Origin of the sequence: Megasphaera micronuciformis F0359, assembly GCF_000165735.1 — a bacterium.
In the GTDB taxonomy this organism is placed as follows: Bacteria; Bacillota; Negativicutes; order Veillonellales; family Megasphaeraceae; genus Megasphaera; species Megasphaera micronuciformis.
Genome location: NZ_GL538208.1, coordinates 573,955 through 592,171, shown reverse-complemented (window position 1 = coordinate 592,171; position 18,217 = coordinate 573,955). Strand labels below are relative to the sequence as shown.

Genomic DNA, 18,217 nt, shown 5'->3' with positions numbered 1-18,217 from the left:
GGTGGCAAAAACACTGATTAAAAACATAGGCCTATATCGTAATCACAAAATAACGGAACATGGCAATATTGAAATTACGGACGATCGTATTACGGCCTTTCCCGAAAAAATCGAGGACATATCGGCATACGTTACGGTTATAGACGGCAAAGATATGCTGGCTTTGCCGGGATTTATTAACACACACAATCATATTGCCATGACGGCATTTCGAAGTTATGCGGATGATATGCAGCTCATGGACTGGCTGGAAAAGAAAATTTGGCCGGCGGAAGCCTGCTTGAATGAAGAAGTCGTATATGCCCAAACCATGCTCGGTATTGCCGAAATGATTCGTTGCGGCACAACCGGTTTTGCCGATATGTACTTTTTCATGGACCAAGTAGCCGAAGCAGTGAAAGATTCGGGAATTCGTGCCTGCCTGAGCCGCGGTCTGACGGGGATTACACCCAATGCAGACGCAGCCTTACAAGAAAATCTCGACTTTTATCGCACGTGGCATAATAGTTGTGACGGCCGTATTACAGTTATGTTCGGCCCCCACGCCCCCTATACATGCCCCGAGGAATATTTGTACAAGGTAGTAGATACAGCCCGTTCTGTCGGTGCGGAAATCCACATGCATTTAAGTGAAACTAAGGCGGAAGTGGATAATCATAGAAAACAATACGGATTATCACCTATTGCCTGGGCCGATAAGGTAGGGGTATTCGATTGCGGTTGCTTAGCGGCTCACTGCGTTCATGTCGATGACGAAGATCTGGAGATTATGGCTCGTAAAAAGGTACGTGTAGCCCACAATCCGGGCAGTAATCTGAAGTTGGCCAGCGGTACGGCGCCTATCGGCAAGATGCTGAAAAAGGGGATTACCGTATCCTTGGGTACAGACGGGGCCTCAAGCAATAATAATTTAGATATTTTTGAAGAAATGCGACTGGCAGCCCTTATCCATAAAGGAGTAACTTACGATCCGACGATCATTCCCGCCGAAACGGCAGTAAACTTACTCACTGAAGGCGGAGCCGCGGCCTTGGGTTATAGGGATGCGGGAAAATTGGAAATAGGGTATAAGGCGGACATTACCTTAATGGATCGTGAAGGACTCCATTGGTATCCTCGCAACGATGTCTTATCTCTGTTGGCCTACAGTGCCAACAGCATGGACGTAGACACGGTATTTATAGACGGAAAACCGGTTTTAAAGAACAAAGAATTCGTCACCTTGGATATTGAAAGAATTAAAGCGCGGGCAGAAGAGACGAAAAAGCAGTTATTGGCTGCCGTAGAGTCGGTATAGCGGTAAAAGCGTTCACACAAACAAGTGTAGAACGCTTTTTGTCGTATCATTAACATAGAAGGGATGGGAACTACTTATGACAGGAAAAAAGGGAGCCGCAAAGTGGTGCAAGGGCATTCCCGAATTAGAGTCCTTGACCTTGATAACGCAGGAGCGGATTTGTACTAAGGTCGCCAAGCAGCTGTTAATCGCTATGATGACCGTTATATGTGTTTCCGTCACAGTTTTCATATATCTTTCGTTTCAATACCCCGAGCTGGCGGCGTATATGGATGGCATAAACAATGCCCTCCTAATTACTATGATTCACAAAACATCTCACCATAGCTTGACCGGAGACTTCATTGCCGTATTTACTCCCCTCGTGCCTCTGCTTTTCGTATTATTCGGTCCTCCGCTTTTAGTGTTCTTTACCTTAAAGAAACCTTTGTTAAAAAGAGAAGCCCGAAAAACTCTTGCAACCTGGCGCTTAGAGACCGATTCTGGTATGAGAACAAAGATTACCTTTGTCGAAGTGCAAAAAGCCATGATTGCCTTAGAGATAGGAGATATATACTATTTCATCCTGTATTCGCCTCAAGGTCTTATGGAATCTCCCTTTATGCAAACAATGCGTGAAAAAACGGGGACCTTTATCCTGGAAGTCAGTAAAGGAAATGAGAAAAAAAGCACCTTGTTCAGTTGTAGGAGCCTTACAAGGGGAGATGTCCTTTCAACCATGAAAGAGTATAGAGAACGACATATTATCCCTCAGACAGATACGTGGGAAGTTATAGGCACGTACGATAAAGTTGAAGCTGAACGGGCGCAAGCACAAAAGGCCGCTTTACAGCAAGAACGCAAAGATACTTTTATTCGCTTAGTCGGAAACCTTTCAGGAAATGATGCCAAGGTCATAAAAGAGGCTCATAAGTTTCTGAAAAACCCCATTGCCTTTTTTTATAAGACCAAGGCTGACAAACCGGTAAATACGGATGTAAGTGAGACCGACATGCGTCAGGCCTTACGGGATATCTTAGTTCAAAACCGCATCGCCGCTGCATTACCTTGTAGTACATCGGCAGATAGTTTTGTACAAGCCGTAAACAATGTATCTCTCGTTCGTAGCCACCCTGAACTTACACTCACACCGGATATTTTTTCCGCCGATCCTGACGGCGAATCGGAAGATTTTGCTCGAAAGATAAATAAATATTGGGAAAACACTCAATTTCGTATAGTATCCTTATATACGGATTCGGACTTATTCGTGCTGCTCCCCGTAAATCTGATCGACTTGGAAGCGTTACAAAAAGAAGCCGTAACAGTCGGTAGTAACATCATCTATTTAGCTCCTGGCGACGAAAGTAATGAATAGAGAGGAATTTCTCGGATAAAGAAGCCGTAATAACGTTGTTTCTACGTACATACGGAGGCTTGAAACGTTAATAGAAGGGGAATATTATGTTTACCCAACTTTCGGATAATTATTTTATTGGACCGGCTGTAATCGGTTTAATCATTGTAATTCCTATTATTTTTATTGCTATGCTGATCATATTTTTCGGTGTTCGTTTTATAATACACTGCTATCAGGGGACAGCCTGGACGCCTTATCATATAAACGGAGATATTCTCCATGTCCACAATATCTTTAACAATACTTTTGACCTTTCTCAAATTATTCGTATAGAGGCTCGAGAAATATATACGAAATCCTCTTTTACGTCAGGAGGAAGCAGATACCTGGTGCGTCTTTACGGAAAAGATAACGTTCTTTATGGAGCTATGAGTATTTACGGTACCGGTAAACTCTATAACTCTTCGGAAGCTTCAAAAAAAGCCGTGTTCGAATTTTTTTCACTTATGGAAATGCGAGGCATTCACTGTAGTCTTGAGGAAGGTCAGTAAATATCTCCCTCATAAAAAGTGTAAGTATATGCCCTTCGAATTGAACAGTTCGTTAATGAAATGCTTGAGTCTCGTAAATCTCAGAAATATTTTATCGTTAAAAGGAAAGGCTCCGATGGATAAATTTAAAAAACATATATTTTTTATAGCAGCACTCTTAGTTCTCGTCTTTATTCTGATTCCGTTCTTCGGCAAGCTCTTTTTGTACGCTGCCGCCTATGTTATTTGGGGAATTATGGCATTCTTCGTCGGCAATGTTCCTTTAAGTGACGTCCTGAGTTGGTGGCAAGACTTATTATAATTAACGGGAGATAAGGTAATGGACCTGATTGAAAAAATAAAAAGCATTGAAAAATACGTGTGCGAATACTTTGAAGACTTGGGCATGGATGACCCGGTGGAAGAGGGCTGCTTTGCGGAATATGAGGAGGTTCGAGGCGCTACTGATAAGGAAATTCACGATTTTGAAAATCACTTCAATATAGTGCTGCCTAAGGACCTGAAAGAAATATATACATATAAAAACGGCAGCCGCTTTTTCCCCTTTCTACCGGCATTCATTGATAATCGTGACTATTCATTTACCCTTTTATCCTTGGAAGAAATTAAACACTTAAAAGAATATTTTCAAAATAAAAACGCATTGTTTACGGATTTTCCCGACTATTTTTCAAAAGAGGAGATAAAAAGGCAAGCCGATCCTCGACTGCAACCGTACCTATTTCATAAAAAACGAATTCCCTTTGCACAATATTGCGATTCCTGTTACTTAATGCTCGATTTTATACCCGGGAACCTGGGACAGGCGGGACAGATTCTTTGTTATGTTCACGATCCGGATGAGGTTCTTTATGTATGTCCGGATATTACGTCCCTTATAAATGATATTCGGGAAAATATTATTACAACTTCTTAACAAAAATGAAATATACTGGAAAACTACAAGAACCTTTATTCATTTTTTTGAAAAATCTTATGTTTTATGATTAAATGATAGAAGAGTTCTCATTTTACCGATAACACGGAGGCCTGAATGGTCACACTTGCTGTATGTATTGTGATTTTCTTACTTCTATTTTGGGCCGGTACAGTCTTAATGTGGAAATACCGTTTTCGCCTTAGTCGAATGGCCTGTAAACAGATTCAAAAACCTGTAAAAGAAGATGAAAATCAGCCTCTTCGCGAATTGCCGTACGCCTGGATAATACTGATAGTATTCGTTGTCATATCGACATTGGAGATGTACTTTGATATGCCTTCTATCGGTATGGCGGGACTTATTTGGAAGGGCATCCTTGTCGCCCCGGCTTTGCCTATATCAGTATCCGCCTTCGTCTTCGTCATTTTAACGAACAGTGTGAGGCCGAACCGAAAAATCGTCTACATAATTACGACCGCCTTTTTTGTACTCATGGGGTTCACCTCTTCATCTACTGCATTAAGCGGAATCGAAGACCTTATACGCGGACCTGTAACAAAAGAACTTATTTTGGAGCAGATCATGTATGAAAAAACATGGTCTCGCGGATCCGGTCGTTACACCGATCTTTTTCCGTCACAAAGTAGCGGACGCTTCAACATTATGATGAGCAACGGGAAGGGGAAGTATGTACACTTTTCCGTTTCACCGCAAGATGAAGCCTTTCTCGACGAGATGACGAAGGGATTGACATTTCATAACAATCCGGTCAAAGTCGAAAAACTTAGGCAGTCGGTGGAAGAAAAACATAAAAGTTTTGCCATGTATCAAGGTGATGACTTTGATAACTACAGGGAAGTCCGTTATAAGGTGACTTATTATCCCGAAAGTTGCGTTTTCATACAGACTGAGCGCATCGACGATACTTAGTGATATAAAACATCTTCATGTTTATATAAATTTAAAAATACAAAGGAGAATATCATGATTTCACCCTTCGACACACATCCCGCTATTTTCAATCGAAAAGACGGCTCCGTCTTAACAATCAGCCGTAACGGCGTACTTTGTAAGGATAAAAACGGCAAGGTCACTTGTGACGTCGACTTTGACGACGTGAACGGACTTCATTGTTCAGGCTATTTAAACTCAAACAATAACTATCAGATTATCTTCAGAGGTACGGACTGGAAAAATTTAACTGAAGTGGATACAGACTGCGAAAGCCGTGACGATTGCCATAATATTTTTGAAACAAAGGCCCTTATTGCCGCCTTTCTTCGTAATAAACTGACAGCCGATTTTCCGGCAAATTTGGAGACACTTGACCTCCCCCTTGATTATTCCTATTTAAAGAGAAAAGAAGTTCGTCTTCAAAACGGAAATCTCGTCTTCGGCAATACTTCAATTCCTATTAAAGATATCCGCCGCGTACTCTGTATGGCTGCAGGAGCAATTAACAATCTTTTGATTTACACATCGGAAAAGGGAGAAGCCAAGGGCTTCTTTAAGAAACTGTTTGATAAGGCGGATATGACCATTCCTCTGACGGCCTTAACCGTATCGGTCATCAATGCCATCGTTGCCCGAAATACGGGACACGGTATAGATTTTTCTCGTGGCAACAATTGGGACCAGAAAGATTCAAAATATGTTATCATCCGCTATCTTGATTCATCTTATTACTACGACAAAGACGGTACTACATCGACTGAATGGCAAAAAATGGCCGTTGAACGTACAGCTTCTTACAACTATGATATAGCCAATTGGCTGGAAAAATAAAATCTATGACGGGATAGAGGGGACTCAACTCTCTATTCCGTATTTTTAAAATCTGAAAAGGCGGACTCCGATAGCGTTAACTATCTCGCCTTCGTTGGAATTGAGGTATACATTATGATGGCCGGCATGGGAAGTATTATGTATATATTCATTGTTATAGGCATAGTTTGCCTAATCCTTTCAGGCTATAAACTAATGCATTTCTTCGGCTCTAATGCCAAAGAAGGATACAATATTCTTCACTTTACGAAAGATTCCGTAACTATCAATACGGGATTTTTTCCGCCGACGTACAAACTAAAAGATATTGCCGAAGTCCGTTTTTCGAAAGGTCGTGCACGCGGCCGTATCAGTACCAGCAGCTATATCGGCTATTTGCAGGTTATAAAAACAAACGGTCACTCGGGTCGATTAATCTCTTTTGACGGCAGTGTGTATTACCGCTTTGTAGTTATTATTACGAATGAGCGCATTATAGACTTATCAACGGAAATTTTAATGAATGAATTTCGTCAACGAGGTATCTTGTGTATTAAGGAATGAAATGTATGAGATATGACATTTATTCTATATGATTTTCTGGCCCGTTACTGGGGACTTCCGACGGGACTGTTTTTGTAGACCGTAGCTGTTATACGGACTATACAAAAGGAGATTCGGACTGTGGAAAACACCTTAGGTCTTCAAATAGAAATAACTAAAGAACTGAACGAAAGGCTCATGAGAACTTGTGATATCCGTTTTTATGAAGAACTTCAACAGCCTCAATTTTCGGGAAACGGGGAAGTGTACTCGCATAAATGCCAAGCCTTTGCGCACGACGGCAGCGGCGGCGAGTTTGTTCTTCTCGAAGACGGAAGTATCGGCTTAATCAGTAGTGAGGGGAGTGTAGGACGAGTAGCTGACAGGTTGGACGACTTATTGACCTTCTTAGTTAACGGTGCAAATATTTTCGATTTCAATTATATAAATCTATATAAAAACAAAGAGTTACTCCGAACTTTCTGTATGGCCTATCTGAAGAAAATACGTAACGAATATGCCGAAAACCGAACCGATTGGGACGAAATACACGGCGCCTTGGCAAAAAAATTATCCGTATCGTTTACTCCGGAAAACTTGCCGGAATTAGCCGAAACATTCTACCAAGCCGCTACACGCATACCGACCTTTACAGGCTCTTACCAAGGATATACGTGTGACTCCGTCCTTTCAGATATTTTTCCGCAGTGGATAGGAACCTTATTACAAATGACTAAAGAGGATTTTGAAAGCTTGAGCCATAAATAGGTAATTTACAATATACAATCAATTTTATGACAATTTTCCTTTATCTATGGACTTACGTGCCGTACTCATAGGATAATGATAAAAATAATATGTCAGGGGGAGTTTTTATATGGCTACTTGGATGGAAAAGGACGTATTGATTGAAGGCATTTCATCGGTTTTGGGGCCTGCGTCATGGACACATGCAATTGACGACCCGGATTGTATAGCGTTAGCACAGCAGCAAGGCCGACTATATAGAATGAGTCCCGAAGAAATCGATTATAAAAAAGAAATGGCTTTTATAAAGTCCAAGAAAGCCGCCTTAGAAAAATCAGCATCTGTAGACTAACATGTATAAAAAGCGATGAACTCGAACCAAATATCGAGTTCATCGCTTTTTTCTTTTTAATAATTTTATTCTTTATTTCCGGAATTCACGCCATTACCGTAAAAATTATCGGGAGAATTTATTAACTGCACAGTAATGATAACGGGCAACTCCACCTGTCCTTGAATCCAATTTTTAAGACGTTCTACATCACTTGTACTTAAAGGGGATGCTACAAGAACTTCTACAGCAAATTTATCGGATTTAAAAGAATCCGTATTTTTTTCTATAGATATCAAAGAGCCGCCTCGAATTAATTGTACTTCAGGAAATAATATAGGGGCTTCCTTGTTCAATCGTTTAATAATCGCCCTATTAGAGTCTTGGTCACCCTTATTTGCATACATCAAAGAAACATTTCTATTATATTTTTCTTTAGATTTTTTAATCAATTGACGAACTTCATCCGAATCCAAACTTTCTTTTCCCTGAATAATTGAAAGCTTTACTTTTTGCAACTGCGGATACGAATTCAATGTATGCTGGAGTTTTTCTATTTCGTCATCGCTTAAGGCATCACCAACCAGATCCACCCTCAAAATATTGTCCTGAAGGGAATAGGAAACTACACCGGTCTTTTCAAACTCCATTTTTTCTGAAATAAATATTCGTACCTGCCTATCTTTCAAGCTATCTTGCACGGTTTTATCTGCAAAATAAAGGCTTGGCACGGTAATAAGAAGCCCCATTATAATTAAGATTATTCGCTGTTTACGAAAATGCGCTTCATGAATGTTACCGTGTAGAGGTATTCCTAAAATTTTGAATACTAAAAATGCTGACAGGGCTATAAAAAAAGCATTTATAAAGAATAAATACATAGCCCCCAAGAAAAAGTCGGCATTACCCCCGGCAATACCGTATCCGGCTGTACAAAGCGGGGGCATCAATGCTGTAGCAATGGCTACGCCGGGAATAACATTGTTCTTTTCGGTTCTCGTATTGCCTATAGCACCTGCAATACCTCCGGCTAAAGCGATTAAAACATCCCATATCGTAGGACTGGTTCTTGCCAATAATTCATCCGTAGTTCCTGTTAATGGGGATATAAAAAAATACACGCTAGCCGCTAAGATTGCAAAAACTACCTGAAAAACCATATTAATCAGAGCTTTTCGGATAAAATCCGTATCATAGGTCGCCATTCCGTATCCGGCAGCTAAAATATTACCCATTAAGGGGGATACAAGCATAGCCCCGATAATAACGGCCGTACTGTTTAAATTTAAACCGACACAGGCAATTATAATAGCCGTAACCAGAATAATTAAATTAGATCCGCCTATAGTCATGTCGGATAAAATTCGATCATTAATAACTTCATATGATGCAGCATCCGACTTTAAATCAATTATTTTATTCCATTTCTCCATGTTATTTATAACCTCATATAATAAAATCTATTCTTTATTTTGACTAATCAAGTATAGCAACAATAGTGGTGCTATACAACAAATTTTTATAAGCATAGAATAAAAGAACAGATATATATTGAAACACAAATAATCTCATTGTATAATACGGAGTAGTATTTACTTCCGATAACGTTAATTTATCGGAAGTAATAATTGGGGAGAAATGATAGGATATATTCCCGTATCAGCTTTAAATAGCCTTCTTATCTTCTTTTAAGGAGTTTTTGTATGAACTATGATGAACTGGATCACTTTTATATCGGTCGCCCCGCGGCAATTCAAAGAAATTCAAAACTTACTGCCAAGGCCCGACAAAGTATTTATATTGCCAGAGCCGATAATACAATTGATGCCTACGCTTCCGACTGGAAAGATTTTTGCGATTGGTGTGTTCAACATAAACAGGAATACTTCCCGACAAGGGCTGAAACAATTGTCAATTACATTAATGATTTGGCCGATAACGCCAAGGCTAACACTATTGCCCGCCGCGTCAGCGCTCTTACGGAAAATTTCGATGCTGCAGGCCTTACGGATAATCCTTGCCGCCTGCCCTTGGTAAAAGATGCCGTACGCGGTATTAAACGAATGAAAGGCACCATACAGCAGGGAAAGATGCCTATTTTATTCGATGACCTCGTAGATATGTTGAGGCATATCGAGGGACATGAGGCTGAACAGGCTCGTGATCGGGCTATTCTGCTAATCGGTTTTTACGGAGCCATGAGACGGTCCGAAATAGCCTCTTTACACGTAGAGGATTTGCAGTTTTCACGCTTAGGTCTGCGTATTACCGTACGCAACGCCAAAACAGATAAAGCCGGACAAGGTCAAGTGATTTCCATACCGGCCATAGAAGATAAAGAAATAGATGCCGTCACGGCCCTGCAACATTGGTTGCACCTATCGGGTATTACATCAGGCCCTGTATTTAGGGGCTTTACAAAAAATAAGACCGTTCGCAAAACCGCTATATCCGATAAGTCTGTAGCCCTGATCGTCAAAAAACATGTTGAGGCCGTCGGTATGGATTCGCAATATTTCGGAGCCCATAGCCTACGCCACGGCTTCGCCACATCGGCAGCCCAGCATCAAGTAGATGAACGCAGTATTATGAAACAGACAAGACACAAGTCCCAATCGGTTGTACGAAAATATATTGATGAGGCTGACGGCCTTATCAATAATCCTGTTTTCAAAATTACGGAACGGTAGTAGACTCTTAGAGACTATGTAAAAGACCCTCGGAGTGTCGACTTACATTCCGAGGGTCTTTTATCTTATATTTTATTTACTTACAGGTACTTTTAAGACCTGACCGGGATAAATATCCTGATTATGGCCGAGATTATTGGCATCTACAATGGCATAAACGGTACTACGTACATCCTTATTATCGGCTGTTGAGGCGGAGGCTATTTTCCAAAGTGTATCACCTTGATGAACCGTAACTGAAACAAATTCTTTTTCGGTCTGATTATTCATCCAACCGATTTGAGTCAAAGAAGCAACTAAGATGACGGCAATAAGGATAAAGCGAATATTTTGAAGTCTTCCGTTACTTTTTTTAGTTTTGCGTTTCATATATATCACACTCCTGTATGTATAAGTCCTTTTATTAAGAACAAACGTTTAGCGAACGAATGTTCTTTCGTTAGATTTATTATATCGCCGAACACTTGTTCTGTCAAGAAAAAAGGAAACAAATGTTTGCTTTTCTATTTGAGATTGTTTATAATGAAACCATCTTAAATGGGAGTGATATGCTATATGCTGAATCCGGAAACCTCTTTGACTACTCGACAACGTCAAATCTTAGACTACATACGAAAATGTGTTCATACCCTCGGCTACCCCCCGTCAGTCCGGGAAATTTGCAGTGAAGTAGGCCTTAGTTCTACCTCTACCGTTCACGGCTATCTTACGGATCTGGAAAAATTGGGATTTATTCGCCGAGACCCTTCAAAAAACCGAAAGATAGAACTTCTTGACGAGGGCACGTGGCGTTCCAAAAAAATCGTTCCCCTTCCCTTGGTCGGTACGGTCCGTGCCGGTGCTCCCATTACGGCAGAAGAATGCGTGGAAGACGTCTATCCCTTTGCTGCCGAGTTTATCGGTGATGATGACTGTTTCATGCTTACAGTCCGCGGTGACAGTATGAAAGACGCCGGAATTTTAGAAGGCGATTTACTCATCGTTCGTCAACAAAGTATGGCTCGAAACGGCCAGATTGTCGTAGCTCTTGTCGATGATGAAGCCACGGTCAAACGCTATTACTTTGAGTCTGATCATATTCGCTTACAACCTGAAAACGATGACTATGAACCGATTATTACACGAAACTGTCAATTATTGGGTATCGTCATCGGCGTCTTCAGGACCTATTAAAGAATGCAAAAAGCTCTGATTCGTGTTATTTACGAATCAGAGCTTTTAATTTGTTCTTTTTATAAATAAGATATGATAACCTGCGTCATCGTTTTAGTATCGTCCTTCTTGAAACCGTCTTTATACAAATCCGCTGTTCTCCACCCGGCGTTCAGAGCCTGTTCGACAGCCGACTCTATAGCCCGTGCCGCCTCTTCTTCATGTAAAGAGTGGCATAATAACATAGCTGCCGATAAAACCGTAGCCGAAGGGTTGGCAATTCCCAAGCCCTGAATATCCGGAGCCGACCCGTGAATAGGTTCGTATAAGCTTGTCGACTCACCGATGCTGGCTGAAGGCATCATGCCGATAGAACCTCCCAAAACGGCGGCTTCATCACTGAGAATATCGCCGAATAAATTACCGGTAACAATAACATCAAATTGTTTCGGATTTATAGCCAGTTGCATAGCACAATTATCTACATAAAAATGATTCAACTCAATCTCACCGTAGTCTTTACTCATTTCCGTTACAGTGCGTCGCCAGAGCCGACTGGTAGCCAATACATTGGCCTTATCTACGGATGTAACCTTACGACGTCTGTTCTTAGCCGCCTCCATGGCAAATTTTGTAATGCGCCGTACCTCAGGTACACTGTAGTTTTCCATATCCCAGGCTCGTTCTACGCCGTTATGAATTTCTTTTTCACACTTTTCACCGAAATAAATACCGCCAATGAGTTCACGATCAATAAGAATATCCGTGCCCGTAACGATTTCCGAAATATGGTTAAACCTTTAACGCAAGTTACTATTTTACACATTAATTATGATATAAATACATAGACCTTTTCTTTACATTCATTTTTACAAGAAATTTTATCGACTCCACTTCTTAATTATGATATGATAAGTATGTTGTTATTATGTTTTATGGGAGGCTTGTCATGAAAGAATATAAACCGTATAAATCCGGAAAAGTTCGTGAAGTATATGATGCCGGTGACAGTATTATTATGGTAGCCACGGATCGAATTTCCGCATTCGACCATATTTTGAAAAACCGTATTACTCACAAAGGTGCCGTGCTGACACAAATGTCCAAATTTTGGTTTGACTTTACATCCGACATTTTGCCGAATCACATGATTTCAGTCAATACGGACGATATGCCCGAATTTTTCCGTACAGAAGAATTTAAGGGAAAGAGCATGAAATGCCGTAAGCTTACGATGCTTCCCTTGGAATGTATCGTACGAGGCTATATTACAGGCAGCGGTTGGGCAAGTTATCAGAAAAACGGTACGGTCTGCGGTATTAAATTGCCTGACGGCTTGCAAGAGTCTCAGCAACTTCCGGAACCTATCTTCACCCCCAGCACTAAAGCGGAATTGGGTGACCATGACGAAAACGTATCCTTTGAAGAAAGCATTGACGTACTGGAAAAAGCCTTTCCCGGTAAAGGCCGTGAATATGCCGAAAAGGTTCGGGACTACACGATTGCCTTGTATAAAAAATGTGCAGACTACGCTCGTACTCGCGGCATTATCATTGCCGATACGAAGTTTGAATTCGGTATTGATGACGCAGGCCGGGTAGTCTTGGGTGATGAAATGTTGACTCCCGACAGTTCTCGTTTCTGGCCGTCGGAAGGCTATGCTCCCGGAAAAGCTCAACCGTCTTACGACAAGCAATTCGTTCGCGACTGGTTAACGGCTAACCCCGACAGCGACTACTTATTGCCTGATGATGTTATCAAAAAAACGATTGCCAAATATATAGAAGCTTATGAATTACTGACGGGAGAAAAATTCTCATTCTAATCACAACGCCTTGGTTTCCGACTACGAAATCAAGGCGTTTTCATGTATGAAATACATATGTATCTCTCTTATGTGTCAAAATAAAGATATTCTCTTCTTGCCCCCTTTCAAAATACAACATATACTTATATATGATACTCTAATTTTTTCAAAGGAGCGTGTATTATGACTGAAGAAAAAGGGTTCTTAGACCGCCTGTTTAAATTACAGGAAAACGGTACAACCGTAAAGATTGAGTTTCTTGCGGGTATTACTACTTTTATGACCATGGCTTACATTTTGGCCGTCAATCCCATTATTCTAAGTGCTGCCGGAATGGATAAAGGGGCCGTTCTTACGGCAACAGCCCTGGCCTCCTGCTTGGGGACTATTTGTATGGCCGTCTTTGCCAACTATCCTTTCGCCTTGGCACCCGGTATGGGTTTAAATGCATTTTTTGCCTATACCGTCGTTTTACAAATGGGATATTCGTGGGAAACGGCTTTGTCCGCTGTTTTTGTTGAAGGTATTATTTTTATCATCTTATCTCTGACGAATATTCGAGAAGCACTCTTTAATGCCATTCCTATGACCTTAAAGAAAGCCGTATCTGCGGGTATCGGCTTATTCATTGCCTTAATCGGCTTATTCAACGCACAAGTTATCGTTGCTAACCCGGCTACCAAAATTTCACTTTTTTCTTTTAAAACCTCCTTAACGTCCGGTACCTTTCATACTGTAGGTATTACGGTTGTTCTGTCCCTTTTAGGTGTTCTTTTTACGGCTATTTTAATGGAACGTAAGGTGCGCGGTAACATTCTCTGGGGCATCCTGTTCACTTGGATTTTAGGCATTATTTGTGAGCTTACGGGTCTTTATGTTCCCGATCCGACACAGCATATGTTCAGTGTTATTCCCGACTTTTCCGCAGGCTTGGCAGCCTTCACTCCTGCCAGCATGGAACCGATTTTCGGCAAGATTGCTTTTGAGCAAATGTTATCCCTCGACTTTTTCGTCGTCATGTTTGCCTTCCTTTTTGTCGATATTTTCGATACCTTAGGAACCCTTATCGGCGTATCCTCCAAGGCGGGGATGTTAGATAAAGACGGTAAACTGCCTCATATTAAAGGCGCTCTTATGGCTGATGCCGTTGCAACTACTGCCGGTGCCGTCCTCGGTACAAGCACGGTTACAACCTTTGTTGAAAGTGCTACAGGCGTCAGTGAAGGTGGCAAAACGGGATTGACTGCCATGTTCGTAGCCTTCTTCTTCCTCGTTTCCCTCTTCCTGTCCCCCTTGTTTTTGGCCATTCCCGCCTTTGCTACGGCACCGGCTCTGATCATCGTCGGCTTCCTTATGTTGGGAGCTATTACAGGCATTGAATTCGACGACTTGACCGAATCCATTCCCGCCTACTTGACAATTATCGCCATGCCCTTCTGCTACAGCGTATCGGAAGGGATTTGCTTCGGCGTTATTTCCTATGTTCTCATTAATCTCTTAACAGGCAATCATAAAAAGATTAGTCTTCTCATGTATATTCTTGCCGTTCTCTTCATCGGTAAGTATATTTTCATTTAATATTTTTTCGTGCTTCAATCACCGCGTCATTGGATGCGGTGATTTTTTTTACCGTTTCATATAATACTCGTTGTTCAAAGGGTTTATACTTCTTTAAGCCTATGGTCAGATTTTTTTCGTCTTGTAGGTCTCTGAGAAGCTTTAGAACTTCCAGTCGTTTCTTGGATATTCCGCTTTGACGACAACGATCGGAAGACCATTCTTTATCAAAAAGATCCGTTCTTCCGTGTTTTAAGTGCAGTCTGAGAGTCGTAAGACTGCGCTGTCGTTTGGAAATATAGGGTTTGAATTCATCTATAAAGGCCACAAGCTCTTTTTCTTTTCCCGCATACAAGTAAAAGTCGATTAAGGCATCGTACATATGGGTAAACCCCGTTACAGACATACCGTGAAGACGTCTGTCCCTATCCAGGTCACAGACATACCGATAAAGGTCTATACATTCACGAATAACTTCTTCACGGTCACTGATACCGCTTTTAAGAGCAAATTCTTTTATCTTACCGGCCATATAATAAATATCCCACGGAGCTTCGTATATAAAGCGTCGATCCCTCATTTTCTCCGGAGGCAAAAAGTTATTGCCAAGCCCTTCATAGTGCTTTATCGTTTCAATAGCCCTCTCCAACCGTTCATATACACTTCGGCGTATCTCACGATTCTTCACTCCCATATGAGGCTCATAACCCAATAAAAGACACTCTTTTTGCAAGATAGACAAAGGTCCGTACAAATCAAGTGCACAACGGCAAAAGCCGTAACATGCACGCACATAAGGTCTCAAAAAACCTCTTCCATTCTCTTTTTCTTCATATCGTTCCATAACTTTCTCATATAAATAGAAGGCCTTTTGCTTTAATGAATATCTGTCGGCAGGGCTGCCATCATGAATATAAAAAGATGCACGCCTATATACAAGCCTGGCATATTCATACAATTCATATTCATTGGCTTGAAAATCGCACAGTTTTTCATAATACTTTTCAGCCAAACGAGCCAAGTCATTTCGGTCATATTGACCGAAGGTCTCTCCGTCATACCACGCTTGGCGATAAATATCAGCCAAAACGGATATGATATAACGGCTTTCCCCTTTTTCTTTAAGTCTTAAAAACAGAGATTCACTCAAGACAAGATATTTCTTTCGTTCTGAACTCTTTTTTAACGCATGTACATAGGCCTTACTGAGCGTATACAAATCTTTATCCGCTAAAGTCTCAGGAATTTTTTCTTCCGCGCCTAAACGACGTACGGCTTCTTCCCAACAAAATTCATGTTCGCCAGCCACAGCATATCGCCTCCTTTAACCTCAGTATGAAGTAGTATTATTAAAACAGGCGAATATAATGAATTAAATTTACATAAGAAAAGACGCCCTACAAAGGGCGTCTATGAAAGTGATTTATTAATTTCTTCCAATAAGCCTGTAACGAGATCTTTCTCCGAAACCGTGCGTAAAATCTCGCCGTGCGAAAAAATAATACCGCTACCGGCACCTCCGGCTATGCCGAAATCCGCTTCACGAGCCTCTCCGGGACCGTTCACTACACACCCCATAACTGCAACTTTTAAGGGTGCATCAATATCGGCCAAAGCCGTCTCCACCTCTTTAGCCAAATGAATCAGTTCTACCTGAGTACGTCCGCACGTAGGACATGAGATGATTGTCGGTCCGAAATGCCTTAGTCCCAATGCGGATAAGATGCTTCTACCGGTCTTTACTTCCTCAGCCGGATCATCTGTAAGAGAAACGCGAATAGTATCCCCTATACCGGCATACAATAAACTGCCGATACCGATAGCCGACTTCACCGTTCCGTCTCGCAAAAGACCGGCTTCAGTAACCCCTAAATGAAAGGGGTAATCCACTTTTTCAGCTAACAGGCTATAAGCCTCTATCATTAAAGGTACATCCGAGGCCTTTAATGATATGACCAAATTTTTATAATCCAGGTGCTCACAAATCCGAATATGGCGTAATGCCCCTTCAACCATACCTTCAGCTGTAGGATGACCATTGTAAGTCGCTAAAATATCAGATGGTAAGGACCCGGCATTGATACCGATGCGAATAGGTATGTTACGTTTTTTAACAGCATCTACTACGGCGCCTACACGGTCATCGGAACCGATGTTTCCCGGATTGATTCGTAATGCGTCTACCCCACTTGAAACGGACTCCAACGCCAGTCTATAGTCAAAATGTATATCCGCTACAATGGGCACGGGAGAGTCCTTCACAATATGTGATAACCCCTTGGCCGCTCTCATATCGGGAACGGCAAAACGAATGATTTCAGCTCCGTATGCCGCCAATCGTCCGGCATCTGCACTGCCCTTCACATAGTCGGCAGGATTGACGGTTGACATAGTCTGGACCGAAATAGGGGCCGAGCCGCCGATAACAGTTTGTCGAAGCTTAACTTCACGACACTTTCTTCTCTTCATAAAGTCCTCTAAAATCTGCTGATGTCCTGCACAAGAGCAAAAATAAACATGGCTCCTAAAATGATGACACCTGCCATTTGAATATAGTACAAGGCCTTCTTCGGCATTTTCCTACGCGTAATGCCTTCTAATAAGATCAATATAATATATCCGCCATCCAACATGGGAATAGGTAAGAGATTTAAAATCCCCAAATTAAGACTTAAAAAAGCCGTAAAGGTTAACAAGTTTACGAAACCCACAGATGCCGCCTGACCGGCTAATTGAGCAACACCGATGGGGCCGGCTAACTCCGCTTTTTCCGTACCGGAAACCATCCTATATAATCCGGTAAGCATCATTCCGCCTAAGTCGACAAGGCGATTTACTGCAAAACCTGCCGCCTCGCCTACCCCAACATATTTCGTTTGGATAGAAGGCATAACTCCCAGCAGAGTTCGTCCTGTCTTTTCGTCTGTCTTAGGAATGGTGTCGACCGTAATTCTACTGCCGTCTCGTTCGTACACGACAGGCACTACTTCTCTTTGATGAGCCTCGATGGCTTCGGGTATATCTATCCAGCGATTGACGGGCGTATTCCCGACGGATATAATTCGATCTCCCGGCTCAATCCCCGCCTCTGCCGCAGCGGAGTTCTTAATAATCCCGCCTACGATAGGGTCAGGCAACACACTGGAAATACCGGTACTGAAAACAATTCCCCATAAAAGCAAAAAAGCCAACAAAAAATTCATTAAAGCACCGGCGCTGATAACAAGCAGTCTGGAGCGAACGGGCTTGTTTAAAAACGATCTCTCGTTAAGCTCTTCCTCATCCGACATACCGGCAATTTTATTAAATCCGCCTAAGGGAATAATTCGCAATGAATATACGGTCTCACCATACTTACGGCTGTATAATTTCGGCCCGAAGCCGATAGCAAATTCATCGACTTGCATGCCCGTTAATTTGGCTGTAATAAAATGCCCCGCCTCATGAACAAAAACAATTAAGCTGAACACAAAGACGGTAGCTGCCAAGGTAATACCCACGCTAAACTCCTTTCCCGAAC

General features: G+C 41.7%; 20 protein-coding genes. 14 read left to right on the top strand and 6 right to left on the bottom strand.

Annotated elements, in window-relative coordinates:
• Position 1: 1 nt before the first annotated feature.
• From HMPREF9429_RS06510 to HMPREF9429_RS06465, 10 genes are all read left to right on the top strand, one after another.
• Positions 2-1,297, top strand: coding sequence for an amidohydrolase (locus tag HMPREF9429_RS06510; protein WP_006942533.1), 1,296 nt, complete (start codon positions 2-4; stop codon positions 1,295-1,297).
• 76 nt (positions 1,298-1,373) lie between these two features.
• Positions 1,374-2,654 carry a DUF6630 family protein gene (locus HMPREF9429_RS06505; protein ID WP_006942532.1) on the top strand — a complete coding sequence of 427 codons (1,281 nt, stop codon included), beginning with the start codon at positions 1,374-1,376 and terminating at the stop codon, positions 2,652-2,654.
• Between the two features lie 86 nt (positions 2,655-2,740).
• Positions 2,741-3,187: a hypothetical protein gene (locus tag HMPREF9429_RS06500; RefSeq protein ID WP_006942531.1), complete on the top strand. Its 447-nt coding sequence runs from the start codon at positions 2,741-2,743 to the stop codon at positions 3,185-3,187.
• Positions 3,188-3,302: 115 nt separating this feature from the next.
• Positions 3,303-3,488, top strand: coding sequence for a hypothetical protein (locus HMPREF9429_RS06495; protein WP_040774328.1), 186 nt, complete (start codon positions 3,303-3,305; stop codon positions 3,486-3,488).
• 18 nt (positions 3,489-3,506) lie between these two features.
• The gene (locus tag HMPREF9429_RS06490) at positions 3,507-4,103 is read left to right on the top strand and encodes an SMI1/KNR4 family protein (RefSeq protein WP_006942528.1); all 597 of its coding nucleotides are present in this window, start codon (positions 3,507-3,509) and stop codon (positions 4,101-4,103) included.
• 117 nt (positions 4,104-4,220) lie between these two features.
• Positions 4,221-5,036 carry a hypothetical protein gene (locus HMPREF9429_RS06485; protein ID WP_006942526.1) on the top strand — a complete coding sequence of 272 codons (816 nt, stop codon included), beginning with the start codon at positions 4,221-4,223 and terminating at the stop codon, positions 5,034-5,036.
• Between the two features lie 54 nt (positions 5,037-5,090).
• A complete protein-coding gene (locus tag HMPREF9429_RS06480) occupies positions 5,091-5,891 on the top strand; it encodes a hypothetical protein (protein WP_006942524.1) in 801 nt (266 codons plus the stop codon).
• A 114-nt stretch (positions 5,892-6,005) separates the two neighbouring features.
• On the top strand, positions 6,006-6,434 hold the full coding sequence (locus HMPREF9429_RS06475) for a hypothetical protein (protein ID WP_006942523.1): 429 nt from the start codon (positions 6,006-6,008) through the stop codon (positions 6,432-6,434).
• Between the two features lie 120 nt (positions 6,435-6,554).
• Positions 6,555-7,181: a hypothetical protein gene (locus HMPREF9429_RS06470; protein ID WP_006942522.1), complete on the top strand. Its 627-nt coding sequence runs from the start codon at positions 6,555-6,557 to the stop codon at positions 7,179-7,181.
• Positions 7,182-7,290: 109 nt separating this feature from the next.
• Positions 7,291-7,512: a hypothetical protein gene (locus tag HMPREF9429_RS06465; RefSeq protein ID WP_006942521.1), complete on the top strand. Its 222-nt coding sequence runs from the start codon at positions 7,291-7,293 to the stop codon at positions 7,510-7,512.
• A 65-nt stretch (positions 7,513-7,577) separates the two neighbouring features.
• Here HMPREF9429_RS06465 and HMPREF9429_RS06460 read toward each other — a convergent pair whose 3' ends face one another.
• The gene (locus HMPREF9429_RS06460; RefSeq protein WP_006942520.1) at positions 7,578-8,924 is read right to left on the bottom strand and encodes a DUF389 domain-containing protein; all 1,347 of its coding nucleotides are present in this window, start codon (positions 8,922-8,924) and stop codon (positions 7,578-7,580) included.
• 270 nt (positions 8,925-9,194) lie between these two features.
• Here HMPREF9429_RS06460 and HMPREF9429_RS06455 point away from each other — a divergent pair, with 270 nt between their 5' ends.
• A complete protein-coding gene (locus tag HMPREF9429_RS06455) occupies positions 9,195-10,181 on the top strand; it encodes a site-specific integrase (RefSeq protein WP_006942519.1) in 987 nt (328 codons plus the stop codon).
• Positions 10,182-10,253: 72 nt separating this feature from the next.
• On the opposite strand, the gene HMPREF9429_RS06450 is transcribed toward HMPREF9429_RS06455, so the two are convergent.
• The gene (locus tag HMPREF9429_RS06450) at positions 10,254-10,550 is read right to left on the bottom strand and encodes a LysM peptidoglycan-binding domain-containing protein (RefSeq protein ID WP_006942518.1); all 297 of its coding nucleotides are present in this window, start codon (positions 10,548-10,550) and stop codon (positions 10,254-10,256) included.
• 186 nt (positions 10,551-10,736) lie between these two features.
• Here HMPREF9429_RS06450 and lexA point away from each other — a divergent pair, with 186 nt between their 5' ends.
• Complete coding sequence (gene lexA, locus HMPREF9429_RS06445) at positions 10,737-11,354, top strand: transcriptional repressor LexA (protein ID WP_006942517.1); 618 nt, start codon at positions 10,737-10,739, stop codon at positions 11,352-11,354.
• Positions 11,355-11,413: 59 nt separating this feature from the next.
• Here the strand turns inward: lexA and leuB are convergent, their stop codons facing one another.
• Positions 11,414-12,112, bottom strand: a complete 699-nt coding sequence (gene leuB / locus HMPREF9429_RS06440) for a 3-isopropylmalate dehydrogenase (RefSeq protein ID WP_269479173.1) — start codon at positions 12,110-12,112, stop codon at positions 11,414-11,416.
• Positions 12,113-12,282: 170 nt separating this feature from the next.
• Between leuB and HMPREF9429_RS06435 the strand changes: the two genes are divergently transcribed.
• Complete coding sequence (locus HMPREF9429_RS06435) at positions 12,283-13,158, top strand: phosphoribosylaminoimidazolesuccinocarboxamide synthase (RefSeq protein ID WP_040774027.1); 876 nt, start codon at positions 12,283-12,285, stop codon at positions 13,156-13,158.
• A 165-nt stretch (positions 13,159-13,323) separates the two neighbouring features.
• The gene (locus HMPREF9429_RS06430) at positions 13,324-14,718 is read left to right on the top strand and encodes an NCS2 family permease (protein WP_006942514.1); all 1,395 of its coding nucleotides are present in this window, start codon (positions 13,324-13,326) and stop codon (positions 14,716-14,718) included.
• On the opposite strand, the gene HMPREF9429_RS06425 is transcribed toward HMPREF9429_RS06430, so the two are convergent.
• The 3 genes from HMPREF9429_RS06425 to rseP all read right to left on the bottom strand — a co-directional run bounded on the left by HMPREF9429_RS06425 (position 14,711) and on the right by rseP (position 18,197).
• On the bottom strand, positions 14,711-16,006 hold the full coding sequence (locus HMPREF9429_RS06425; protein ID WP_006942513.1) for a hypothetical protein: 1,296 nt from the start codon (positions 16,004-16,006) through the stop codon (positions 14,711-14,713). The two genes, HMPREF9429_RS06430 and HMPREF9429_RS06425, sit on opposite strands and share 8 nt — an antisense overlap.
• A 101-nt stretch (positions 16,007-16,107) precedes the next feature.
• On the bottom strand, positions 16,108-17,166 hold the full coding sequence (ispG, locus tag HMPREF9429_RS06420; protein ID WP_006942512.1) for a flavodoxin-dependent (E)-4-hydroxy-3-methylbut-2-enyl-diphosphate synthase: 1,059 nt from the start codon (positions 17,164-17,166) through the stop codon (positions 16,108-16,110).
• Between the two features lie 8 nt (positions 17,167-17,174).
• A complete protein-coding gene (gene rseP, locus HMPREF9429_RS06415; RefSeq protein WP_006942511.1) occupies positions 17,175-18,197 on the bottom strand; it encodes an RIP metalloprotease RseP in 1,023 nt (340 codons plus the stop codon).
• Positions 18,198-18,217 lie beyond the last annotated feature (20 nt).